General features: G+C 36.3%; 18 protein-coding genes, 1 pseudogene and 1 riboswitch. All 19 genes and pseudogenes read left to right on the top strand.

Going from position 1 to position 20,814, the window contains the following annotated elements; genetic code table 11:
- Window positions 1–506, top strand: a pseudogene (locus ACFQIC_RS02945) (VirB4 family type IV secretion system protein); the annotation flags it as partial.
- Between the two features lie 2 nt (window positions 507–508).
- Window positions 509–1,609: a lysozyme family protein gene (locus ACFQIC_RS02940; RefSeq protein WP_204707700.1), complete on the top strand. Its 1,101-nt coding sequence runs from the start codon at window positions 509–511 to the stop codon at window positions 1,607–1,609.
- 14 nt (window positions 1,610–1,623) lie between these two features.
- Window positions 1,624–2,202, top strand: a complete 579-nt coding sequence (locus tag ACFQIC_RS02935) for a hypothetical protein (RefSeq protein ID WP_204707698.1) — start codon at window positions 1,624–1,626, stop codon at window positions 2,200–2,202.
- Window positions 2,199–3,062, top strand: a complete 864-nt coding sequence (locus tag ACFQIC_RS02930; RefSeq protein WP_204707696.1) for a hypothetical protein — start codon at window positions 2,199–2,201, stop codon at window positions 3,060–3,062. The genes ACFQIC_RS02935 and ACFQIC_RS02930 overlap by 4 nt, the downstream gene beginning before the upstream one ends.
- Before the next feature lie 248 nt (window positions 3,063–3,310).
- Window positions 3,311–3,568, top strand: coding sequence for a hypothetical protein (locus tag ACFQIC_RS02925; protein ID WP_204707694.1), 258 nt, complete (start codon window positions 3,311–3,313; stop codon window positions 3,566–3,568).
- On the top strand, window positions 3,565–4,716 hold the full coding sequence (mobP2, locus tag ACFQIC_RS02920) for a MobP2 family relaxase (protein WP_204707692.1): 1,152 nt from the start codon (window positions 3,565–3,567) through the stop codon (window positions 4,714–4,716). Before ACFQIC_RS02925 ends, mobP2 begins: the two co-directional genes overlap by 4 nt.
- A 10-nt stretch (window positions 4,717–4,726) precedes the next feature.
- Window positions 4,727–5,140, top strand: a complete 414-nt coding sequence (locus ACFQIC_RS02915) for a hypothetical protein (RefSeq protein WP_204707690.1) — start codon at window positions 4,727–4,729, stop codon at window positions 5,138–5,140.
- Window positions 5,124–5,477, top strand: a complete 354-nt coding sequence (locus ACFQIC_RS02910) for a hypothetical protein (protein WP_390216935.1) — start codon at window positions 5,124–5,126, stop codon at window positions 5,475–5,477. The genes ACFQIC_RS02915 and ACFQIC_RS02910 overlap by 17 nt, the downstream gene beginning before the upstream one ends.
- Window positions 5,467–6,957 carry an ArdC-like ssDNA-binding domain-containing protein gene (locus ACFQIC_RS02905; protein ID WP_390216936.1) on the top strand — a complete coding sequence of 497 codons (1,491 nt, stop codon included), beginning with the start codon at window positions 5,467–5,469 and terminating at the stop codon, window positions 6,955–6,957. Before ACFQIC_RS02910 ends, ACFQIC_RS02905 begins: the two co-directional genes overlap by 11 nt.
- Window positions 6,958–7,016: 59 nt before the next feature.
- Window positions 7,017–7,922 (top strand): toprim domain-containing protein, encoded by a 906-nt coding sequence (locus ACFQIC_RS02900; protein WP_204707684.1) that lies wholly within the window; start codon window positions 7,017–7,019, stop codon window positions 7,920–7,922.
- Window positions 7,923–8,088: 166 nt separating this feature from the next.
- Window positions 8,089–8,283: a hypothetical protein gene (locus tag ACFQIC_RS02895; RefSeq protein WP_465260866.1), complete on the top strand. Its 195-nt coding sequence runs from the start codon at window positions 8,089–8,091 to the stop codon at window positions 8,281–8,283.
- A gap of 35 nt (window positions 8,284–8,318) precedes the next feature.
- Window positions 8,319–10,325 carry a type I restriction-modification system subunit M gene (locus ACFQIC_RS02890; protein ID WP_204707682.1) on the top strand — a complete coding sequence of 669 codons (2,007 nt, stop codon included), beginning with the start codon at window positions 8,319–8,321 and terminating at the stop codon, window positions 10,323–10,325.
- A 1-nt stretch (window position 10,326) separates the two neighbouring features.
- Window positions 10,327–11,652, top strand: coding sequence for a restriction endonuclease subunit S (locus ACFQIC_RS02885; RefSeq protein ID WP_204707680.1), 1,326 nt, complete (start codon window positions 10,327–10,329; stop codon window positions 11,650–11,652).
- Entirely contained in the window at window positions 11,612–14,566 is a 2,955-nt protein-coding gene (locus tag ACFQIC_RS02880) for a type I restriction endonuclease subunit R (RefSeq protein WP_204707678.1), read from the top strand. The genes ACFQIC_RS02885 and ACFQIC_RS02880 overlap by 41 nt, the downstream gene beginning before the upstream one ends.
- A 295-nt stretch (window positions 14,567–14,861) precedes the next feature.
- A complete protein-coding gene (locus ACFQIC_RS02875; RefSeq protein WP_204707676.1) occupies window positions 14,862–15,335 on the top strand; it encodes a hypothetical protein in 474 nt (157 codons plus the stop codon).
- A gap of 882 nt (window positions 15,336–16,217) precedes the next feature.
- On the top strand, window positions 16,218–16,610 hold the full coding sequence (locus ACFQIC_RS02870) for a hypothetical protein (protein ID WP_204707674.1): 393 nt from the start codon (window positions 16,218–16,220) through the stop codon (window positions 16,608–16,610).
- Between the two features lie 2 nt (window positions 16,611–16,612).
- Window positions 16,613–17,488, top strand: a complete 876-nt coding sequence (locus ACFQIC_RS02865; protein ID WP_204707672.1) for a hypothetical protein — start codon at window positions 16,613–16,615, stop codon at window positions 17,486–17,488.
- A 570-nt stretch (window positions 17,489–18,058) separates the two neighbouring features.
- Window positions 18,059–18,284: riboswitch (cobalamin riboswitch) on the bottom strand.
- Between the two features lie 1,073 nt (window positions 18,285–19,357).
- Window positions 19,358–19,462, top strand: a complete 105-nt coding sequence (locus ACFQIC_RS02860) for a hypothetical protein (RefSeq protein ID WP_204707670.1) — start codon at window positions 19,358–19,360, stop codon at window positions 19,460–19,462.
- 962 nt (window positions 19,463–20,424) lie between these two features.
- On the top strand, window positions 20,425–20,700 hold the full coding sequence (locus ACFQIC_RS02855; protein WP_204707668.1) for an AbrB/MazE/SpoVT family DNA-binding domain-containing protein: 276 nt from the start codon (window positions 20,425–20,427) through the stop codon (window positions 20,698–20,700).
- The last annotated feature ends 114 nt before the right edge of the window (window positions 20,701–20,814 follow it).

The following is a 20,814-nucleotide window of genomic DNA, read 5'->3' as shown; positions in this document are numbered from 1 at the left end:
TGAATCTACTTTGGGATTCGATGTTAACGAATGGCGCTCCTCAATTTGAAGCTTACGATCGAGGGGAATTGGCGTTTGAAGATGCCGTTCGATATTTGATCCTAATGGATGAAGCTCATCACATTATTAATACAAAGAAGAAAAGTGAAAGTGCGCTTGATTTCCTGACGAAGTTTAGTCGAGAAGCTCGGAAATATTTTGGCGGCTTACTCTACGCGAGTCATACGATTCGGGACTTTGTGCCAGAGGGGTCGGATCAAAGTATGGTGGAAGAAATCAAGAAGCTTTTTGAGCTCACCCAATATAAAATCATCATGCAGCAGGATAGCAACAATTTAGAAATGATGCAGCAGATCTTCACCGGGCAATTAAGTCAAAGTGAATTGCAAGCTATTCCCTACCTTCAAACAGGGGAGACGATGTTAAGCATACGGGCGGTTGAAAATATTCGCTTTAAGGTGGAGGTATCCGATGAAGAGTTAGCTTTGTTTGGGGGAGGTGCTTAACCATGCCTTGGTCATTATTGCTAGGGCTTGTCCCTCGAAAAGTATGGCTATGGTTGATCGGTTTGACCATGGCTCTATTTCTTCTTCAAATCATCTTATTTGCGTCAGCTATCACCACATTAATTGGCTTTCAAAAGAGCCATTCTAGCGATGATGTTCAGTCAGTGGATGTGGTGGATGGAACGGCTCAAGTATCAGCTGCGGTGGAGCAATACCGGCCTTTATTTGAAGAGTACGCTGCCCAATATGGAGTGTCAGACTATGTGGAACTCTTAATGGCCAAGACCATGCAAGAGTCTGGAGGTAAACTCGATGATGTCATGCAAGCTAGTGAGTCATTAGGGTTGCCTCCGAATACGATTGAAGATCCTGAACGAAGCATCGATGTAGGGATCGAATACTTTGCGGACATGTTAGAAAAGGCTGGCGGTGATGTAAAGCTTGCCCTTCAAGCCTTTAACTTTGGAGGAGGCTTTATTGACTATGCTAATGACCATAACAATGGCGAATACAGCAAGGAGTTATCCATTGAATTCTCTCAAATGAAATACCAAGAATTGAAGCATACTGGCATGTATTCCTGCATCCGTCCCGAGTCTGCTTCTACGGGTGCTTGCTACGGTGATATCGGTTATGTAGATGCTGTCTTACGTTATCTCAAAGGAGGCATCGTGGAAGGAGATGTTCAACCGACGGGAGAGTGGATGATGCCTATCTCAGGGGCATTAACTCAAACATCTGATTATGGAATGCGATCGGATCCGTTTGACGGGACGCAAACCATGCACCGTGGAATTGACTTCGCTTGTACGAATGCGGTGACTCCAATTCGAAGTGTAGATAACGGTCAAGTGGTGAGTGTTCAAAGGGGAAGTTCCGGCTATGGAAATAGCGTCATTATTAAACATGAGGATGGATTATATAGTCATTATGCGCATCTGTTTACATTTCGTGTACAGAAGGGAGATAGTATTCAAAAAAATGAAGAAATCGGAAAGTGTGGGTCAACGGGGAACTCGACAGGACCTCATTTACATTTTGAAGTCATGACCGAAAATCAATACCGTTCGGATGTAGACCCAGCCCCTTACCTTGACCTATAAGAAAGGAGAAAGCAATGAATAAGAGAGTACTTTTTATCTTGTTTCTGACGCTCTTAATAGCTATCACAGCATTTAATATATATGCGCAACGCACAGCATCAAATGATGATCTGCAAGCTGACATTCAACAACTGCAAGAAGAAAATCAGCAAGTAGCTGAAGAGAAAAATGAATTAAAACAGACCCTCAACCAACAAGATCCTGCTGAGATCCAAGCGTATCACAACGCCCTCATCAAACAAGTTTCTGAATTTGTAGAAACGGCTTTTGTGCAAAACAAAGGGACGTACCAGGAACGAAAAGAGAAGGCGAAAAAGATCATGAGCGAAGATTTGTTGGACATATTTTTCCCTACAGATACCTATAAAGGAGAAACAAAAGCGAGCGTGGGTAACATCGAAGTATTTATCAAAACAGGCCATCTCAGCAGCAACCGTGCAACGGTATTAGTAAGGCTGGATCACACCCTTCATTCTTCACAGAATAATCAAAAGCAAGTCTCCCCGGTATTTATAGAAGTCAAAGCTCAACGTCAGGAAGATCATTGGATGATGACGGAATTTACGGAAGTCATGAAGGAGAGGGATCCATGAAACGACCAACAAACATTATTACAGAAAGCACATCAAAAAAGTATGTAATTGGATTAAGCACCATGGCTGCGGCGCTCCTTTTTTTCTTGTTTTCCGGTTTTGTATTTGGAAATCAGGATCGTACAGAAGTTCAACAAACTCCGTTGCATGAACCGTTACATGTAAGAGGCGCAGGAGATTTAATTATTGAAGAATGGACCTATAATTCAGATGAAAACCTTATGGTTGTCACCTTGAATTTGGATCAATCAACGACCTTGTTAAATGATCAATTGATCTTTACTGCGCAAGAAAAAGAAAACCCGCAACACGAGCTTCCTACCAGGATAGAGTATCACGATGAGAAACGATATGTGATCAGTATTCAAGAGATTAGCTCTTCTTTTGATGTGATCGCTTTAGACATCACTAAGGGCAAACGAAGGGAACATTCATATGTTCAAGATGAACAATCAACATTTAAAGGAGGTGATGAAAGGGAAGAGTTAGCACGCGTTTATACCGACCAACGAAAAGTCAAAACCGATCAAACATTGAGCCTCCAAACAGAACAAGAATATGAAGTAGCTGCTGTATCACAGGAGATCAAAGAAGCCAAAAAATCAATCAAAAATAAGAAAGAACAGATTCTAACGATCGATGAAAGATTAAAGGAAATGGATCAAAAGATTGTTGAATTAGAATCGGAACGTCTCTTTGAAACGGACGAGGAAAAAGAGCGAACCACTGCTCGAATTGAACAACTTGAAAACGAAAAAGATAGACTTCATCGAGAAGCAACAGAGAACGAAACGATGATTCAAACGATAAAAGAGAAGCTCACCATGTTGGAAGAAAAACGAGAAATGATTGCGAACTAAAACGATAAGAAATAAGAGGAAGCATCAACACAAGGACCACACATCCCTTGTGTAGTGACCACACAACCACGGGGAATACGAAAGTATGTTCCTGTTTTAGCCTCACAGCGACCGCACATCTGGCGAATTTCTTGTGCCCTCGTTTTGCCCGGCTCTGCCGGGATTCACACGTTAAGTGGGAACAAAAACCCCTTATGCTCTTCTCTTTATTCACTAGTTTAGGACCTTAATCAAAAGGAGGAACTTCCATGGAAATAAGAATCCGTTATGTGGATCCCAAAACCGTTCAACGAATAGATGAACTTGCGAAGGAAAAAAGGTTAAGTCGGCAAGAGTTTTTACACGCACAGTTGCATCAGTTAGCAGTCTTTCATGAAGAGAACCATCGTGAACAAAGACTACAGCAATTAGTCGATCGAAACATTCAAACGATGGCTCATTGTTATACAGCCATTCGAGAAATGAACGACCTCTTACAGATTGAAGAATCTGGTGAAGAAGCATGAGTGAAATCGTAACACCCGGAGTGGTTTTAAAAACAAAATTCGTAACAGCAAATAAGAAAGGGTTTCAAGATTATGTGCAATATGTGGACCGTGAAGAAGCTAAAGGAAAAGGGAAAGCTCATCGGTCCATGTTTAGTTTATATAATCACTATATGGACGATCCGGATAAAACATCTGCCTTGTTTACTCAGCAATCGGATCGTTTATCGGCGGAAGGAAAACAGGGTATTAAATCATTGTTTGAACAGGCTCAAAAGAAGAACAGTATCATGTGGCAAGACGTTATTACCTTCGATAATGATTGGCTTAAAAACCGTGGTGTTTATGATTCAAAGACACACACCTTAGATGAAGATGCTTTGAAGCAAGTTACAAGAAAATCCATGCAGTCGATGATGAAAAAAGAGGTATTACAAGAGAGTGCTGTATGGTCGGCAGCCATTCACTATAACACTAATAACATTCATATTCATGTGGCCACAGTCGAACCAAACCCGACTCGTGACCGTGGGAAGCGAAAGCCGAAAACTCTAGACGCGATGAAAAGTGAAGTCGTGAATGGATTGTTAGATCGAACACGAGAACGAAATCAAATTAACTCGTTGATTCGTGACCATATGGTGAATTCAAAAAAAGAAAATAACAGTTTGAAATGGAGCAATAGGGAGATGAAACCTTTGTTCCTCGACGTGTATAATCATTTGCCAGAGGATAAGCGGCAGTGGCACTATGGCTATCAAACGCTGAATCCTATTCGACCGAAGATTGATGAACTAACGACAAGATATTTAGATAAGTATCATGGCAAAGAAATGGAGCAGCTGAATGATAAATTGGATCAAGAAGTGAAGGAACTAAAACAGACCTATGGAGATGGACCTAAGGATAAGAAGCGATACCAACATTACAAACAAAACAAACTGGATGACCTCTATAAACGAATGGGCAATGCGTTTTTACAAGAAATGAAACAGTACGATCACCAGCGGTTTCCTAGACAAACTTCTAATTATAAGTCCATGCCTTCAGGTATTCAATTGCAACGTTCCTTGAGAAGCATTCAACGATCATTGGGACAAACATATGACCAGTTTATCAATGATTTGGATCATCAGAAGTTAGAAAGAGAAATCGAAAGAGAAAGGTAGGGGAATATGAATGGGAAGGCGTCAAAATGTCACGCTTCATGAAGATACGATAGCGTTAATCAAAGAGTATCAGGAACAGCATCATATTCGTTACCCTGGTGAAGCTTTAGACCGTATGATTGACGAATGGGAAGCACAGAAAGCAACCGACCACTCTCAAGAATATCTCCTGAGTTTGATGGCGCAACGTTTCCAAGAAGTGTTTTCTGAAGAGATGAAACGGTTGCGGTTAGCAGCCAATCGAAGCGATAAAAATACTCAGGTGCTTCTCGAGTTAATGAACGGTTTTGCGATGGACCAAAACTTAGAAAGCTGTGTTACCATACCGATCTTTGAGAGCCAAGCGATGAAGGATGCGAGGCAAGCGGTAGAAGAAAGAATCAGTCATCAGCGCCAAAAGAGAATCAGTGCCGGAGAGACTTAACCAGTATCAAACTAATGGTCTTAATGAGAAATTAGCCAACAAAGGAGTTGAAGGAATGGTTTTGCTTAACAGCGATTATGAAGTCGGTGTGTTTAAGTGTTTAAGTGATAATAATGAGCTCGTGATGGACGTGGGACAGGAGGAATATACCTTAACGTTAAGTGATGAGGAAATGGAGGATCTGGAGCAGCATTTAGTGAATCAAGAGAACCTACTCATTCCATTTCATAAGGAAACAAAGGAACTGATATTAAATACAGAACCAAATTACGATGAGGAAGAGATGGAAGAACTCATGAACATCAGTGAGGGAGCTGGGGATCTTGGTGAAGACTAAACGATTTTATAAACAGAAATCACCGGAAAAGGTCAAAGAGGAAATTAATCGACTCACAGAGGGGATGGAAGAAAGTATTTCTAACCACTTTCATTCTCCTGAACAAATGAAAGAGTATCTAGACTTTATGGGGAAGTTCCACAGGTATTCTCCGCGTAATACGGCCTTGATTGATTCACAGTTTCCAGGTGCTGAAGCTGTAGGATCTTATGCCTTTTGGAAAGACAAAGGGTTCCCTGTAAATAAAGGAGAAAAAAGTCTAAAGGTTCTTGTGCCTAATCGGTTAGGCCAGCAGTTTCAAGATGAAGAGGGCGAATGGAAACCTTTGAAATATGCAACGAAAACAGAAAAGCAACAAGTCAAAGACGGTCAACTCGATAAACGAGATGGCCGTCTTGTTTATTCTACCGGAAGTGTGTTTGATGTTTCCCAGACAACGGCCACTCAAAAGGATCTGCCTCAAATCTTTCCTAACAAATGGATCGATGGGGAGATTCAAAATTACAGTCAGCTTCGACAAGGGATGGAGGCTATAGCAAATAACAATAACATTCAAATTGTAGAGCCTTATGAAGAGTTAGGAGCAGCTAAAGGCGTAAGTTACACCGGGCGAGATGAAGTCGCTCTTAATCCACGTAATTCTGAGCGACAAGATACAAAGACTCTGTTGCATGAACTGACTCATGCCAAACTTCATACAAAGGAAAACTTAAGTGACTACACCAAACCAGAAAAAGAATTTCAGGCGGAAATGACAGCTTATACCGTTGTTTCTTATTTCAATATTGATACCAGTGACTACTCATTAGATTATCTGCATCAATGGACCAAGGGTCATGAATTTAAAGACCATGAAAGCTTATTACAAGAGGTTCAGTCATCAGCTAAAGAATTTATTACAACTATTGAAGAATCTATGAGGCATGAAAAGGAAGGGGAGAAAGATATGAGTGTTAAAGAACCAAAACATGAAATGGAAGAGGAGAAACAAGAAAGAGAGATATTACCTTCAAAAAAGCTTCGGGAAATGTACAGAAGCCAAGTGAGCAAGGCTGAAAAGGATAGCGGGCCTTTTGGTAAGGAAGAAAAGGCCGAAGAGGAATATTCCCATCAAGACTTCAAAGATGCTTATAAAAAAGAGCTCATGAACTTTATTGAACCAACAGTCGGAAAAGAATTGGATAAAGAAGAAAACAATGACCGGCAAGAACGTTTGAATCAGATGCGTGCTTTTCAGGAGACTCACAGTAAGGAAGAGGTGTACCAAATTAAAAAGGAATCTCTTCAAGAATTAGAAGAGCTACCTTTAACGGATCGTGGAGAGAAGCGACTATCTCAAATCGAAAGTAAGTTGGACCGAGAGTTCCATGAAGAGAATGAAAAAGAAAACACCCCTTCGGAATTGAAGCATGGAAAGGGGGATAAGGAGGTTTCTCAGCAGAAGGAAAAGCCAAAAGAAAAAGTAGAGGCTGAACGATAGGCAGGGAGTTTTCTCCCTGTCTTTTTTTATATCTAATTTTAGAGAGGAGGAAGTGCTGCATGGCTAAACATGTAAGCGCGGACCAAGTGGAGGTTGCTCGTAATGTGGATCTCATAGATTATCTTGAGCGTAAAGGGGAGCCTTTGAAGAAAGAGGGAAGATATTACAGACATCAAGTACATGACAGCCTAGTGATTAAAGACCAAATGTATGCCTGGAACTCCAGAGACGAAAAAGGGGTTGGAGTCATTAACTTTGCGAAAATGTTTTATGGAATGAGCTTTCCGGAAGCTGTTCTCGATCTGAATGCGCAAGGTTATAAAGTAAAAGACAATTACCAAGAGCAAATGCCTAAGGAACCTTATCAATATCCTTCTCATTATGAAGTGAACGATAGGACAAAAGCTAAAGATTATCTTACGAATGAGCGGAAGATTCACCCTAAGATTGTTAATTGGCTCGATAGTAAGGATTTAATTGCGCAGGATAAGGTCGGTAATGTGGTTTTTAAGTGGAAACATCAGGGAGAGATAGTTGGTGCGGATCGACAAGGAACATCTACAATGAAAGACGGGCGAATGTTTAAAGGCATTGATAGGAACAGCCATAGATCAGCTGGTTTTTCTGTAGATATTGGTAAGCCTAATTCTATTTATCTTTTTGAGAGCCCAATTGATGCTTTATCTTACTGGAGTATTAAGAAAGGGAAGTTACAAGATACTCGCTTAGTTTCCATGTCTGGGCTTAAGCGACAGACAATGATTGATGAAATCAAAAGGATGGGGAAGGAGGGCCATAAGGTGAACCAAATAACGTTTTGTACGGATAATGATAGGGCTGGAAGGGAGTTTGCAAATAAGTATCGACGGTTAATGAGTAAAGAAGTATCTAAAATTGATTTACCTTCATATAAAGACTGGAATCAAGAAATTAGGAAAGAGAAGGAGTTAGTAATGATAAGGTAGAGTGAGGGACCAAATTAATATTGGACGAACTTTTTTTGGAAATGTAATATTAACTGTGTAGATAGAAATGCTTACGGATTCTACTTGCACAGTTTTTATTTTGGTAAAATCATAATAAGAAAATGGGGGGGGTAAATACCCTAAATCAAAACTGGATCCGGAGTCGGTGGTACTGGCCGTTCTTATTGTTGAACAGTATCAAACTAAGTCTGTAGGAGATATGCAAAACGCTTTGAAAGATATCTTCGGTCCTATGTTTGAAGCAATGCTTAATAATAACCAGCCCGTTCACAAATCCAATGATAAAGGTGAAAAAGAATGTTCCTTATCAAATTGTTTAGAGAAATTGCTAGTATTATAGTAAAATTAAATTGGAACTAAATTAGGAGGAAGTCTATGAATAATATTAATATTAATCAAATCATTAGTTATATCTGGGGCATTGCAGACGACTATTTAAGAGATGTCTTAGTTCGAGGTAAATATAGAGATGTAATTCTACCAATGACAGTTATACGAAGAATAGATGCCCTTCTTGAGCCAACTAAAGCAGAAGTTGAAAGGGTACACCAATTCTTAAATGAAAAGGGCATGGTTAATCAAGATGCAGCGTTACAGAAAGCATCGGGTTATGTTTTCTATAACACTTCCAAGTTCACATTACGTAGATTACTAGATGAACCTAGCCAAATTCGTGAAAATTTTGAAACATATATTGCAGGGTTTAGTCCTAACGTTCGTGAAATTGTACAAAAGTTTAAATTTCATAACCAACTAGAAACGCTTGAAGAAGCAAATGTATTATTTAAATTAGTTGAAAGGTACACTGAACCAGAACTGAAATTAGAAAATCTAACAAATCTCGATATGGGATATGTTTTTGAGGAACTTATTAGAAAGTTTAATGAAGAAAACAATGAAGAAGCGGGAGAACACTTTACCCCACGTGATGTAGTAGCTTTAATGACAAATTTAATGTTTGAACCAATTGCTGATAAGATTGAAAGTTCTGATTATCTTATTTATGACGGAGCGTGCGGTACAGGTGGAATGCTTACTGAGTCTCAGAACTTTTTAAAGGAATTGGCAGCAAAACGGGAAAAAAAGATAAATCTTGGATTATATGGTCAAGAAGTCCAGCCAGAGACATATGCAATTTGCAAGTCTGACATGATGATTAAAGGAAATAGTCCAGAAAATATAAAATATGGGTCAACATTATCTAATGACCATTTTGCAGATATGAAATTTGATTTTATGATAATGAACCCCCCTTATGGGAAAAGTTGGAAAGTCGATAAAGATGCTCTAACCGATCCGGTAGCCAAAAACATTGAAGATAATCGTTTCCAAATGGGTACACCTAGTTCTAGAGATGGCCAATTACTATTTATGGTAAATATGCTTACAAAAATGAAGGGAAGTACTACTTTAGGAAGCAGAATTGCAACTATTCATAACGGTTCAGCCCTATTTACAGGGGGCGCAGGGTCAGGTGAAAGTAATATCCGAAAATGGATTATCGAGAATGACTATTTAGAAGCAATTATTGCATTGCCAGAAAATATGTTTTATAACACAGGAATTGTAACGTATATTTGGATTTTGTCTAATCGTAAGACACCAATAAGACAAGGGAAAGTTCAATTAATTGATGCATCAAAATGGTTTGAAAAGATGAGAAAAAACCTTGGACAAAAGAGTAATGAATTAAAAGAGGAGCATATTCAAAAAATCCTTGATTCGTATGTTAAATTTGAAGAAACAGAGGAATCGAAAATTTTTGATAAAGAAGAATTTGGATACTATAAAATTACTGTGGAAAGACCTTTACGGTTATCAGTGCAAATTCATGATGAACAAATTAAAAATATGGGAAGGGCGTTTTTGGAAAATCAGAAGAAGTACAAAAAATTTGTTTCACACATAGTTCAGCTTGAAAGATTGTTAAAAGAAACCTTTGGTCTAGAAAAACATATGAATTATAACTCTGTAATGAAGGATTTAGATAGTGCACTAAAAGAAGCCAATATAAAACTTAATAAAACGGAGAAAAAACTTTTATTAGATTTCTTTACAAAAAGGGACGATTCCGCTGAAAAGGTAGTTAAGAAAAAAACGAAATCTAATGTGGAATATGAGCCAGATGTAGATCTTCGTGATACTGAAAAAGTCCCTCTTAATGACGATATAGATGAGTATTTTGAAAGAGAAGTATTACCTTATATAGATGATGCATGGATTGATTATGATAAAACGATTATCGGTTACGATATCCTGTTCACAAAGTATTTTTATAAGTATGATGAATTACGAGAAACTAAGGATATATCATATGAACTCATGGAACTTGAAAAACAGTCAGAGGGATTGCTTCATCAATTTTTAGAAGAGGTGAAGTAAGGTGGAAGAGTATAGAAGATACAAGGAAACAGGCTTAAATTGGATAAATAGGATACCAGAACATTGGGATGTGGTACCAAATGTTGCCTTATTTGAAGAAAGAAGTGAAAAAGGGTTCGAACATTTGCCTTTACTTGCAGTAACTATTAAACGGGGAGTAATAACTCAAAAAGAATTATTAGAAGATAGTGTTAAAAGGGATTCATCTAATGAGGATAAATCTAATTACAAACATGTTTGTAAAGATGACTTGGCATACAATAAGATGCGTATGTGGCAAGGAGCTGTCGGTGTTAGTTCCTATGAGGGAATTGTAAGTCCAGCTTATATCATTTTAAAACCAAAAATAAACATACACCCAAAATACTATCATTATTTATTCAGAACATCAGTTTATTCAAAAGTATCATATCAAAACTCTTATGGTATTCATGATGATCAATTGAACCTTAGATTTGAGGATTTTAAACGAATGAAGTCATTATTGCCACCATTAATGGAACAACAGAAAATTGTTCGATATTTGGATGAAAAACTAAGTGAAGTAGAAAAGTTAATAACAATAAAAAATGAGAAAGTTGATAAACTAATAGAATTAAAAGCAACTATTATAGAAAAATACATTTTTGGTTTAGAGAATAAGGGGGATGCTCAGTCTGGACCAATAACTGGTATTAAGTCAATACCGTCTCATTGGGAAGTCAAAAGGGGTAAATATTATTTTAAGGAAATAGATAAAAGGTCTGAAAGAGGAAAAGAAGAATTACTTTCTGTATCACATATTAATGGAGTTGTTCCACGTTCAGAAAAAAAAATAAATATGTTTATGGCGGAATCATATGTTGGCTCCAAACTATGTGTTCCTAATGATATTGTAAGTAATATCATGTGGGCATGGGCTGGTGGGATTGGTGTATCAAATCATAGTGGAATAGTAAGTCCTTCTTATGCTGTATATAGAATGAAAGAAGATTACTTATTTTATAGAGGGTACCTGGATATGTTATTAAGGACTAGAGCATATATAGCGGAATATAATGTAAGATCAACTGGGATTCACAAATCAAGACTGAGACTATACTCCAATGAGTTTTTTGATATGCCATTTATAAGACCTCCATATAAAGAACAAGTTGAGATTGTGAATTTTATAAACGAAAAGTTATCGAATATTAATATATTAATAAATTCTGTTAATAAAGAGATTGCAAAAGTTAAAGAATACTTTGATGCTTTAGTTTTAAATACCGTAACTGGTAGAAATAAAGTGAGTGAAGAGAAAGGATATGGGCAAAATGGTAACAGATATGTCGGAACGAGGGATTGAAGAGATTATAGAGCTTCATCTTAATGAAAATGGATATGTTACTCGTACGTATATTAACTATGACCCCCATTACTGTATTGATAAGGGACTCCTTATGGAGTTCCTGGAAACAACTCAAAGTGAAGCTATTGAGGTACTTAAGAATCGGCACGGAGCATATTTTGAACAACGATTTTTCAAACGAATAAGTGATCAAATAAGAAAAAAAGGAATTGTAAGAATCCTACGTGATGGTTTTCGAGATGGGGATGTGAAAGTTAAACTCTATTATAAAAGACCATCTTCAGAAGTATTGAATGTGCAATCATTTCAAAATTTTCAGCACAATATTTTTTCAGTAATGCGGCAGGTTCATTATTCCGAATTAACACCTAACAAATCGCTAGATATGGTTCTCTTTATTAATGGTTTACCAATAGTGACCATGGAATTAAAAAACACGTTAACACGACAGTCTTTTGTGGATGCTATAAGACAGTATAGAACGGATAGAGATCCCAAAGAAGAACTTTTAAAATTAGGACGATGCCTTGTTCACTTTGCTTTAGATGACCAAGAAGTTTATATGACAACTGAATTAAAGGGAAATAGCACAAACTTCTTACCATTTAATAAAGGATATAATTTTGGTAAAGGGAATCCCCCTAATCCCAATGGGTTAAAGACAGATTACCTTTGGAAAGAAGTGCTGGAAAAGAAAAGTTTAGCAAACATCATTGAATGGTTCTCTCAATTAGTAGAAGAAGAAGATGAGGATACAAAAAAAATAACTAGAAAGCAAATTTTCCCACGTTATCATCAACTAGAAGTGGTCCGTAAGTTATTAGATAAAGTGAGAGCTGATGGACCGGGGCAAAGGTACTTAATACAACACAGTGCAGGTTCTGGGAAGAGTAACTCATTAACATGGCTAGCACACCAATTATCGGAATTTAAAAACGCTAATGGAGAGAATAATATATTCGATAGTGTGATTGTTGTAACGGACCGAAAAATACTTGATAAACAGATTCGTGACAATATCAAGCAGTTTTCACATGTTGATGGTGTAATAGCAGCAGCAACAAAAAGTAGTGAATTAAAATCATTCCTCGAGTCTGGTAAAAAAATAATTGTAACAACCATTCAAAAGTTTCCTTATGTTGTTAGGGATATAGGAGAATTAAAGAATTATAACTTTGCAATAATCATTGATGAAGCACATTCTTCTCAAGGGGGAAATACTTCGGGAAAAATGAATGCAGCTCTTTCAAAAGTGGATAATGAAATTGAAGAGGAAATCACTCTAGAAGACAAAATCAACGAATTTGTAGAAAGTCAGAGAATGCCTCTTAATGTCAGTTATTTTGCGTTTACAGCAACGCCTAAAAATAAGACTTTAGAAATTTTTGGTGACCAACAACCAGATGGTACTTATACCGCTTTCCATAATTACAGTATGAAACAGGCAATTGAAGAGGAATTCATTCTGGATGTTCTTAAAAACTACACGACTTATGAAAGTTTTTATAAATTGTACAAAAAAATAGAAAATGATCCAAAGTTTGATACCAGTCGTGCAAGAGGGAGAATGAGGAATTTTGTAGAAACAAATGAGTTAACAATTGTCAAAAAGGCAGAAATCATGATAGACCATTTCTTGGATAAGGTGTATCGTAAGAGAAAGATAAATGGAAAAGCCAAAGCAATGATTGTTACACGCTCAGTAATTAGTGCCATACGGTATAAACAAGCCTTTAAACGAATACTAGAAGAGAGAAACTTAGATATCGATGCACTTGTGGCCTTCGAAGGAAGTCGTACCATTGATGGAAAATCTTATGATGAGTCTTCAATGAATGGATTTCCGGGGGATAATATACGTAAAAAATTTAAAAAAGATAAGTATCGTTTTTTAATTGTTGCAGAGAAGTTCCAAACAGGGTTCGATCAGCCACTTCTGCATACAATGTATGTAGATAAAACACTAAACAGTGTGAGAGCAGTTCAGACGCTTTCAAGATTAAACAGGGCATATAAACCTTATAAAAACGAGACTTTTGTTCTAGACTTTGCAAACTCAGCTCGGGAGATAAAAGACGCTTTTGATCCGTTTTATAAAACTACTGTATTGAGCGAAGGGACGGATCCTAATAGATTAAATGATCTGTATGATGATTTGTTAGAAATACAGGTATTTTCTGAAGAGGAAATTATGCAATTAATAGATAAATATCTAAATGGAGCAAGCAGAGTAGTAATTGATCCGTTACTTGAAGCAATGGTTGAACGTTTTAAACAACTACCTTATGATGATCAAGTGAAATTCAAGTCCAAATCTAGAACATTTCACCGTACTTATTCTTTCTTATCGCAAATTCTTCCGTACAATCAACAGGACTGGACTGCATTAGCAACGACTGTAAAATACTTGCTACCTAAACTACCAAAACTGTCTGAGGATGATTTATCAGAAGGGATACTGGAAGCTATAGATATAGATAGTTATCGTGTAGACCAAAAAGAGTTGCAGAATATTACTTTGGAAGGAAATACTGAATTAGATCCCTCTTCGACGGTTGGATCAAATGTCATAAAAGACCCACAATTAGAGTATTTGAGTGAAATTGTGCGAGACTTCAATGAAAAGTTTGGTAAAGACCTGACTGAAAATGATTCAATTCGTAAATTTATGATGGAAGAGCTTCCCCAAAAAGTAGTCGAAAAAGAAGAGTACCAGAACACGAAGAACCACTCGGATCGGCAAAATGCCAAGATTTCTTTCAAGAGAATTATGCAGGAAGTGTTTCAAGATTATATGTTTGATCAATTTGATATGTATCAGAAGTTTACAGAGAATGAAGAATTCCGTGAATGGTACACAGATAAAATGTTTGAAATTGATTATAGATTTGATGGGAATAATCCATCGTAATAAAAAAACTGCTCTAAGCTAATGCAAAGGGCAGTTTCTTATTGGTTCTAAATGGTAAGTTAATGTAAAAAAGGTGTTGTAATATGGGTATTGTTTTTAGGGTAACTATATCAAGGCATACCTACCTATTTCAGTCTGCGAAAGTTGAGTTAAATTATTATCATACAAGAAACTAAATATAAATTCCCCCTATACTAAAGGACTGTTATAAGGCCTCTAACTTTTGAAAATTCCTATCCTAAATTAAAGGAATACACATTTTTTTGTCTAATTATAATAAGTGGAGGTGTATAAGATGAGTATTACAATTCAATTAGAAGAATTAGAAAAAATAAAGAAGGAACATGACGATTTTGTTTCAAAAAATAAGGATCTTCAAAAAGAACAATGTGAATTTTTAAAGGAGTTAATTGAGCATTATAAACCAGCAATGGATTGGTATAAGCATAAGTTCGTTTTTACTCATCCAACTATAGCTTATAGAACTTCAAGAGGACCAATACTTGGGTTTAGGGATACAGGAAGAGAAGATATTTTAATTATTTATAGTGTATCTAATAATCAAGTAGAATATGTAGATTTAGACGATGAAGATAATGTGAAAAGAAATTCTCTATGGAACGTTGTAGAGGATGGCTACTTTAAGGATGCTGTAAAGGGAATTAGGTACCTTGATATTATGTTAAAGGATTATTTAGAGCGTGTAAAAGGTGCGCACAAAAATTTAAGTGAAGAGTTAGAAAGTGCCAGAGGGTTTTCTGATAATTAACTCTTCTCAATAACTTCAAAATTTTGCCGACTTAATAGAGATAGATTGAAAAAGATAAAGATTATACAAAATGGTGAACCTGTATATAAAAGTATTCAGGGAATGAGTGTCATAGTGTGTTTAAAGCCTAAGTTCTTTAATACCAATGAATTAAACACTTAAAAAATGATTTTTGACTTTTTTTAAAAAAATTAACTTGAAAAACTAACCTCTCATTAGTTCTTTGAACTCTTGAGAGGAAAACTGTTTAGAAAAGAAATAATTGCCAAAAAGGTATTCGGATTTTATTTATAAAGATGATTTATAAGTAATCTGGTGGGAGACCACCACAATTAGTTATAAACAACTATTTATAAAGTACATAGTTAAAAGCTTGGATACTAGCTAATGAATGAAAACTTTTTATTAAATACAATCCTGTTCGCTTCAAGTACAACCTTTACCTTCTACTCAGCAGCCTCTCTTAGAATCCGATAAGCTGTCAAACGTACTATTGGTCTTCTACAAACAGACAAAGGATATTGCTTTGTTCCAGGAGTTATTCAATCATACTAGCCAAGAGATTACATTATGGTACATTTGCATCGATCAGGATTCACTGGATAAGGGTATGGATAAATACAGAATCTAGTATTTTTTTTATTTTCCTATAAGTGGAACAAAATTTTCATAGGAGTGCGCTCATTTTATAAAGTGCTTTGACGTTAGAAATACCAACGCTTTCAACGTTTAGACAACTGCAACAGAATATGTATTGTTGGGATTTCATAGGTGTGAAGGGAGGAGTAAGTTAAATTATTTATAATTGATATAAATGTGAAACAGAGGTAAAATGTAGTAAATATCAATAAATTAGATGAGGTTTGAAAGGATTACATACCAATGGATTTTTTATTTCCGAAATACATTATTACTTGTAAAGACGTTTCTCAACACAAAAATGGTTCAGTAACTTTTCACAGTGTCTTTGAGATTTTAAATGTAGAGGATGTTCAAGAAGAAATAGACTTTTATATTGTTTTAGGTTTAGAGTACTCTTTGCAAGAAGAAGAGGACAGGTCAGTTAAATTAACAGTTACCGGTTCTGAAGATGACACAGAGGCTATAGAAGGGTTCACACTTGATATAGAACCAACGGACGGTTCCAGTGTTTTCGCAATGAATACTATACATATTCAAGGATTTATACCAACTGAAGAAGGAATCGTTAGTATCTTTGTAGAACATAAAAATAAGACTATTACAAGACAGGATGTCTTAGTAAAGGAGGGGTAGATATGAGTTTTACTTATTCAGTTAATATAAGCACATTAACTAAATCATATACTCCTTTAGTTCCTCCAGAACAGAGAACAGAAGCAGAAAGAAAAAGAATGTCTCAAATCATTACTGAAGACTTTAATTTACATTATAAACACCGCCTTGCAGATCGAGGGTTAAGAAGAGTGGACTTTGATCTCGAGATTAAAGGGAATAAGCTTGTGATTCATAAAATGGTTTTCGAAAAAGATAATGGTGACCAGGAAATATACAGAGATGTGCATAAAGTGCCATTAGAGGGGAATAAAGATAGTAGTAAACTATTCAGTAAAGTAGGTGCTACTCTTATGGCCATCATCCCTTTAGAAGCGCGCAAAACATTGGCAGCTACAACAAACGAATTTCAGAATGACTTTTTAGGGGATTATAAGTTCTTAACTATTGGATCGCTTTTTTACACTTCTTTTAGTGTGATATTCAATTTTGGAATGCTTTGGTCAGTAATTGGATTAACGCTCTTATTTTTATTGGATTATGCTGCATGCAAATTACCTAAACCACCCGAAATTAAAGAGCAACAGCTGGAAGGAAATACTTATAACAGTTTCTTCCAAAGGTCTCACATGTTTTTATATATATTACTTGGATTTGTAATATTTTCTGTAATTCAAGTCATAGTAAGTTCTCTAATTCAAATTTATGACCCTGGTTCCTTAGAACAGTTCCGAACAAGATTTCCATGGGCTGCTGAGTATTTTGGTGATGGAACACTAGGAATCCATACAGTTGCACTTGGTTATGGGATTATATATTATATAAAAAGAATTAAAAAGCAATTTATTCCTGATGATAAAATGATTAAACAATCGAAACCACAAAAGACTAGAGAGTAATAAATTGTTAATATATTCATGGCAGAAATCAGTCAGAACATTTCTAGAAAATGGTGAAAATGTATTACTGTAGGAATTTATCAAAGAGAGTTATTTATATCCACTAGAGATACCCAGCCATCTACTCAATCGAGTGGATTGCTTTGAACCCTGAGACTTAGGTAAAAGGGTTAATGTTCGAACTCGTCTGGTTAGGGAAGTTAATTTATAAAAGCTTAAGATAATGAAGAAGCTATCGTACTTGGGTTGCTTCTTTTTTTACATCCTACACATCCTAAAGGCACAGGGTTGGGGCGTGACTGTGTTTAGCTATAAACATTGGAGATGTATTATTAAGAACGTCTGAGAGAGCTTAAATATCAAAATTAGAAAGTTAACAATAAAAACACTCTGAGTTTCAAAACCCAAAGTGTTTTTTAGATACGGTTAGATTAAAAGTTAGTCTTTTTTTTCAATTTTAATTTTGTAATTCAAAAGAAAATGCACTGTTATTCCGGATATAACGAATTTGAGAAAAGTTATATCTAAAAAAGAATGTACAAAACCCATACTGCTACCTCACCTCGCTAACTTTGAAATTCAAGTTAAGCAGGTCTCCTGACTCTCACAATTAACGATATGGGCTTGGTTCAGTCATTACATGGAATTGTAATATTATTGCACAATTCCAGGCGATGAAATAGAAGAGCCATATCTAGTGATTACAGTTGCGGTAAGCAGTTCTGGATTTCAACCAGATTCCCTATTAAGCCCAAGTCATTTTTAATCACTCGGCACTTAAACTCTATCTTATTATATCATTTATTATCCGTGGGTTACAATTATTAATGGTGTAATTCAAAAGAATGTAAGTTGGTGTTCTTGCTAGTGAAAATGTGAGTAAAACCCTGGTTACAAAAGAGTTTCATAATAGTGTCTTAAGTGGGGAAATTACTCCTGAGAGAAATATAATAAACGGTTTTGAAAAATTATTTGAAAGACTAGACATTATAAAATCATGCTGATGCTAGCTCGTGATTGAGTGACATACTTTTTGACATACTACTCCTCATAAGTGTATAAGATACATTGGTTAATGTATCTTATTTGATTACCCAAAAGCTTTTTCCTCCAATTATTTAGGGTATTAATATACTTTATTTACTTAAGAGAAACCATGGGCGGCATAATGTAGGAAATTCCCTGCATTATCCCTCGTCTTTCTATGAACCTGTACAACCATAAATAGTTAGTTATAAGAAGACTACTTCCTTACTGAAATACCAAAGACTCAATTGGAGAGTTCGTCATCAAACATGGCTAACTGTTCCATGTGGTGCCTCCTTTACTTTCATGTCGTACTATGCAGTAACCTCTTCCCATGCAATAGGAGTAAATATTGTTTCGCCCTTTAATTTATACGCATAAGACCGATTCAGCTAAGTATGTGAAGGATATCCAAAGGCAGGTTTGAAGCAAGGAAGAAGTTCTTTGAGATTAGAGATCAAGAGAAATTAAAAGGCCGAAGCGATAATGCTCCGGCATACAGATGAACAATTATATGTGTAAATCCCCCATTCACAGTTATGTACTACTTAAAAATATATAAACATCTCATACCGAAGCCTAAAAAGCTCCGGTATGAGATGTTAAAGGATGGAACTAGCCTACAGGGAATCAAAATGGGTTAAACAGCTAGCCCTGTTAATCATTGTGTGCTATTTAAAAGAGCTTTAAACATAAAAAAGCCGAAGCAAGCACCCCGATTTTTAGTCCCTAACTCTATTATAACAGGGGGCTTGCTGAAATGGGAAATCCAGCAAAGAATTTAGACATGATTGCTGAAGTTGATTTATATAAAATGCTGTTTATGTAGTGAAAGATGGCGAAATGGTTAAGGCTCCTGCTCTTGAAAAAGGGTATGGAGATCTGATGATCAACTGGCAAGGAGGAAAGCCTTGTCACGGGAAAGTGGAACATACCTTTAAGCTCTAGTGTGTTTTGAACCATATTGTGACAAAGGACGGAAAAAAAAGCACCTATAAAGATGCTTTGAAAGGGTTAAGTATTGGGTGAGGTAACGTACCCCAACATTCATCTGTGAAGCTTTGATAATCAAATAGAAGATCACCTTTCTCATCAGTGTGATGTAGGTAAGATAAAGCAACTGTTTCATCCTTTGTTTTCCCTATCCCTTGACCAGTTAAAGTTTCAATAACAATGAAATATCTTTTCAGTTAAATCACTCCTTTAATTGATTATATGTAGGATGGCTAGTCTAATTATCTTTTTATAAAAAAACACTTTAAAATGGAATGCTTGATCAAAATCCTAATCTTTAATAGGGGCATAATTAGTTCTAATACTTGCCCAATATCCGATCCTGAAAATTAGAAAGTAAATTGGAAATGAAAAAGAAGTTCCCAATGTATTTTGTTGTAAAAGTTAAAGTACTCAAAAATGTTACCACCGACATATGAAGAGAAAATGCAAATATTATCCTTTTTAATAAAGGTGAAAAGTTAGATAATTGTAACGGGAATCAGAGTGCCAATCCCATGGGGCGAATGCTGGAACCCAGGGAAATAGATCATAGCGGTAATTCCACAAACCAAATTGAACATCTAAAAAGTCCAAAAACGAAGAGATCATTAAGACGATAAAAGTGGGACTTCACGAATACGTCTCAAACGCTCTTCCTTACCTTTACCAATACGCTTCGTTATGATGGGGTTCCCAGTGACGTGCGATCTTTTGTAAAAGTGGAAATGATGAAGGATAATGAACAATGGAAAGTGGACGCGATAGCCTTTAGTCAATTATGATGGGGAACATCGAGGTTGAGGATAGGAAAGGCATCGGTTTTTGATGGGTTTCCTACCGCAAGCCTGTAGCAACGGTAGCGATAGCGAACGGCGGTAGTTGTTTGAGCTCAAAAATATAAGGAGTGTTTATACATGAAAAGTACAGGTGTAGTAAGGAAGACAGATGAATTAGGTCGTTTGGTGATTCCAATGGAGCTCCGACGTACCCTTGACGTACAATCGAAAGGCCAACTGGAGATTTTTATGGAAGATGACAAAATTATTTTGAAGAAATATACAGCAAATGGAGAATGTGCTATTACAGGCGAGGTTAGCGATAACAATTATGAATTCGAAGGGGGTCTGGTGCTAAGTCCGAAAGGAATGGAAATTCTAAAAGGCGAATTAGAAGCTTTAGAACATTCTTAGAATTTTTAGGTGACGCAGAATAATATGCAACTGTCCTGGTTTAACGCCGTTACATTCAGGTGCTCATATTTGCAATTAGTTGAGAGATAGCCCACTGGAACATGGTTCGCTCCA

Source organism: Halobacillus seohaensis (assembly GCF_042663045.1).
Taxonomy (GTDB): Bacteria; Bacillota; Bacilli; order Bacillales; family Halobacillaceae; genus Halobacillus_A; species Halobacillus_A seohaensis.
This window is presented reverse-complemented; position numbering and strand designations above follow the sequence as displayed.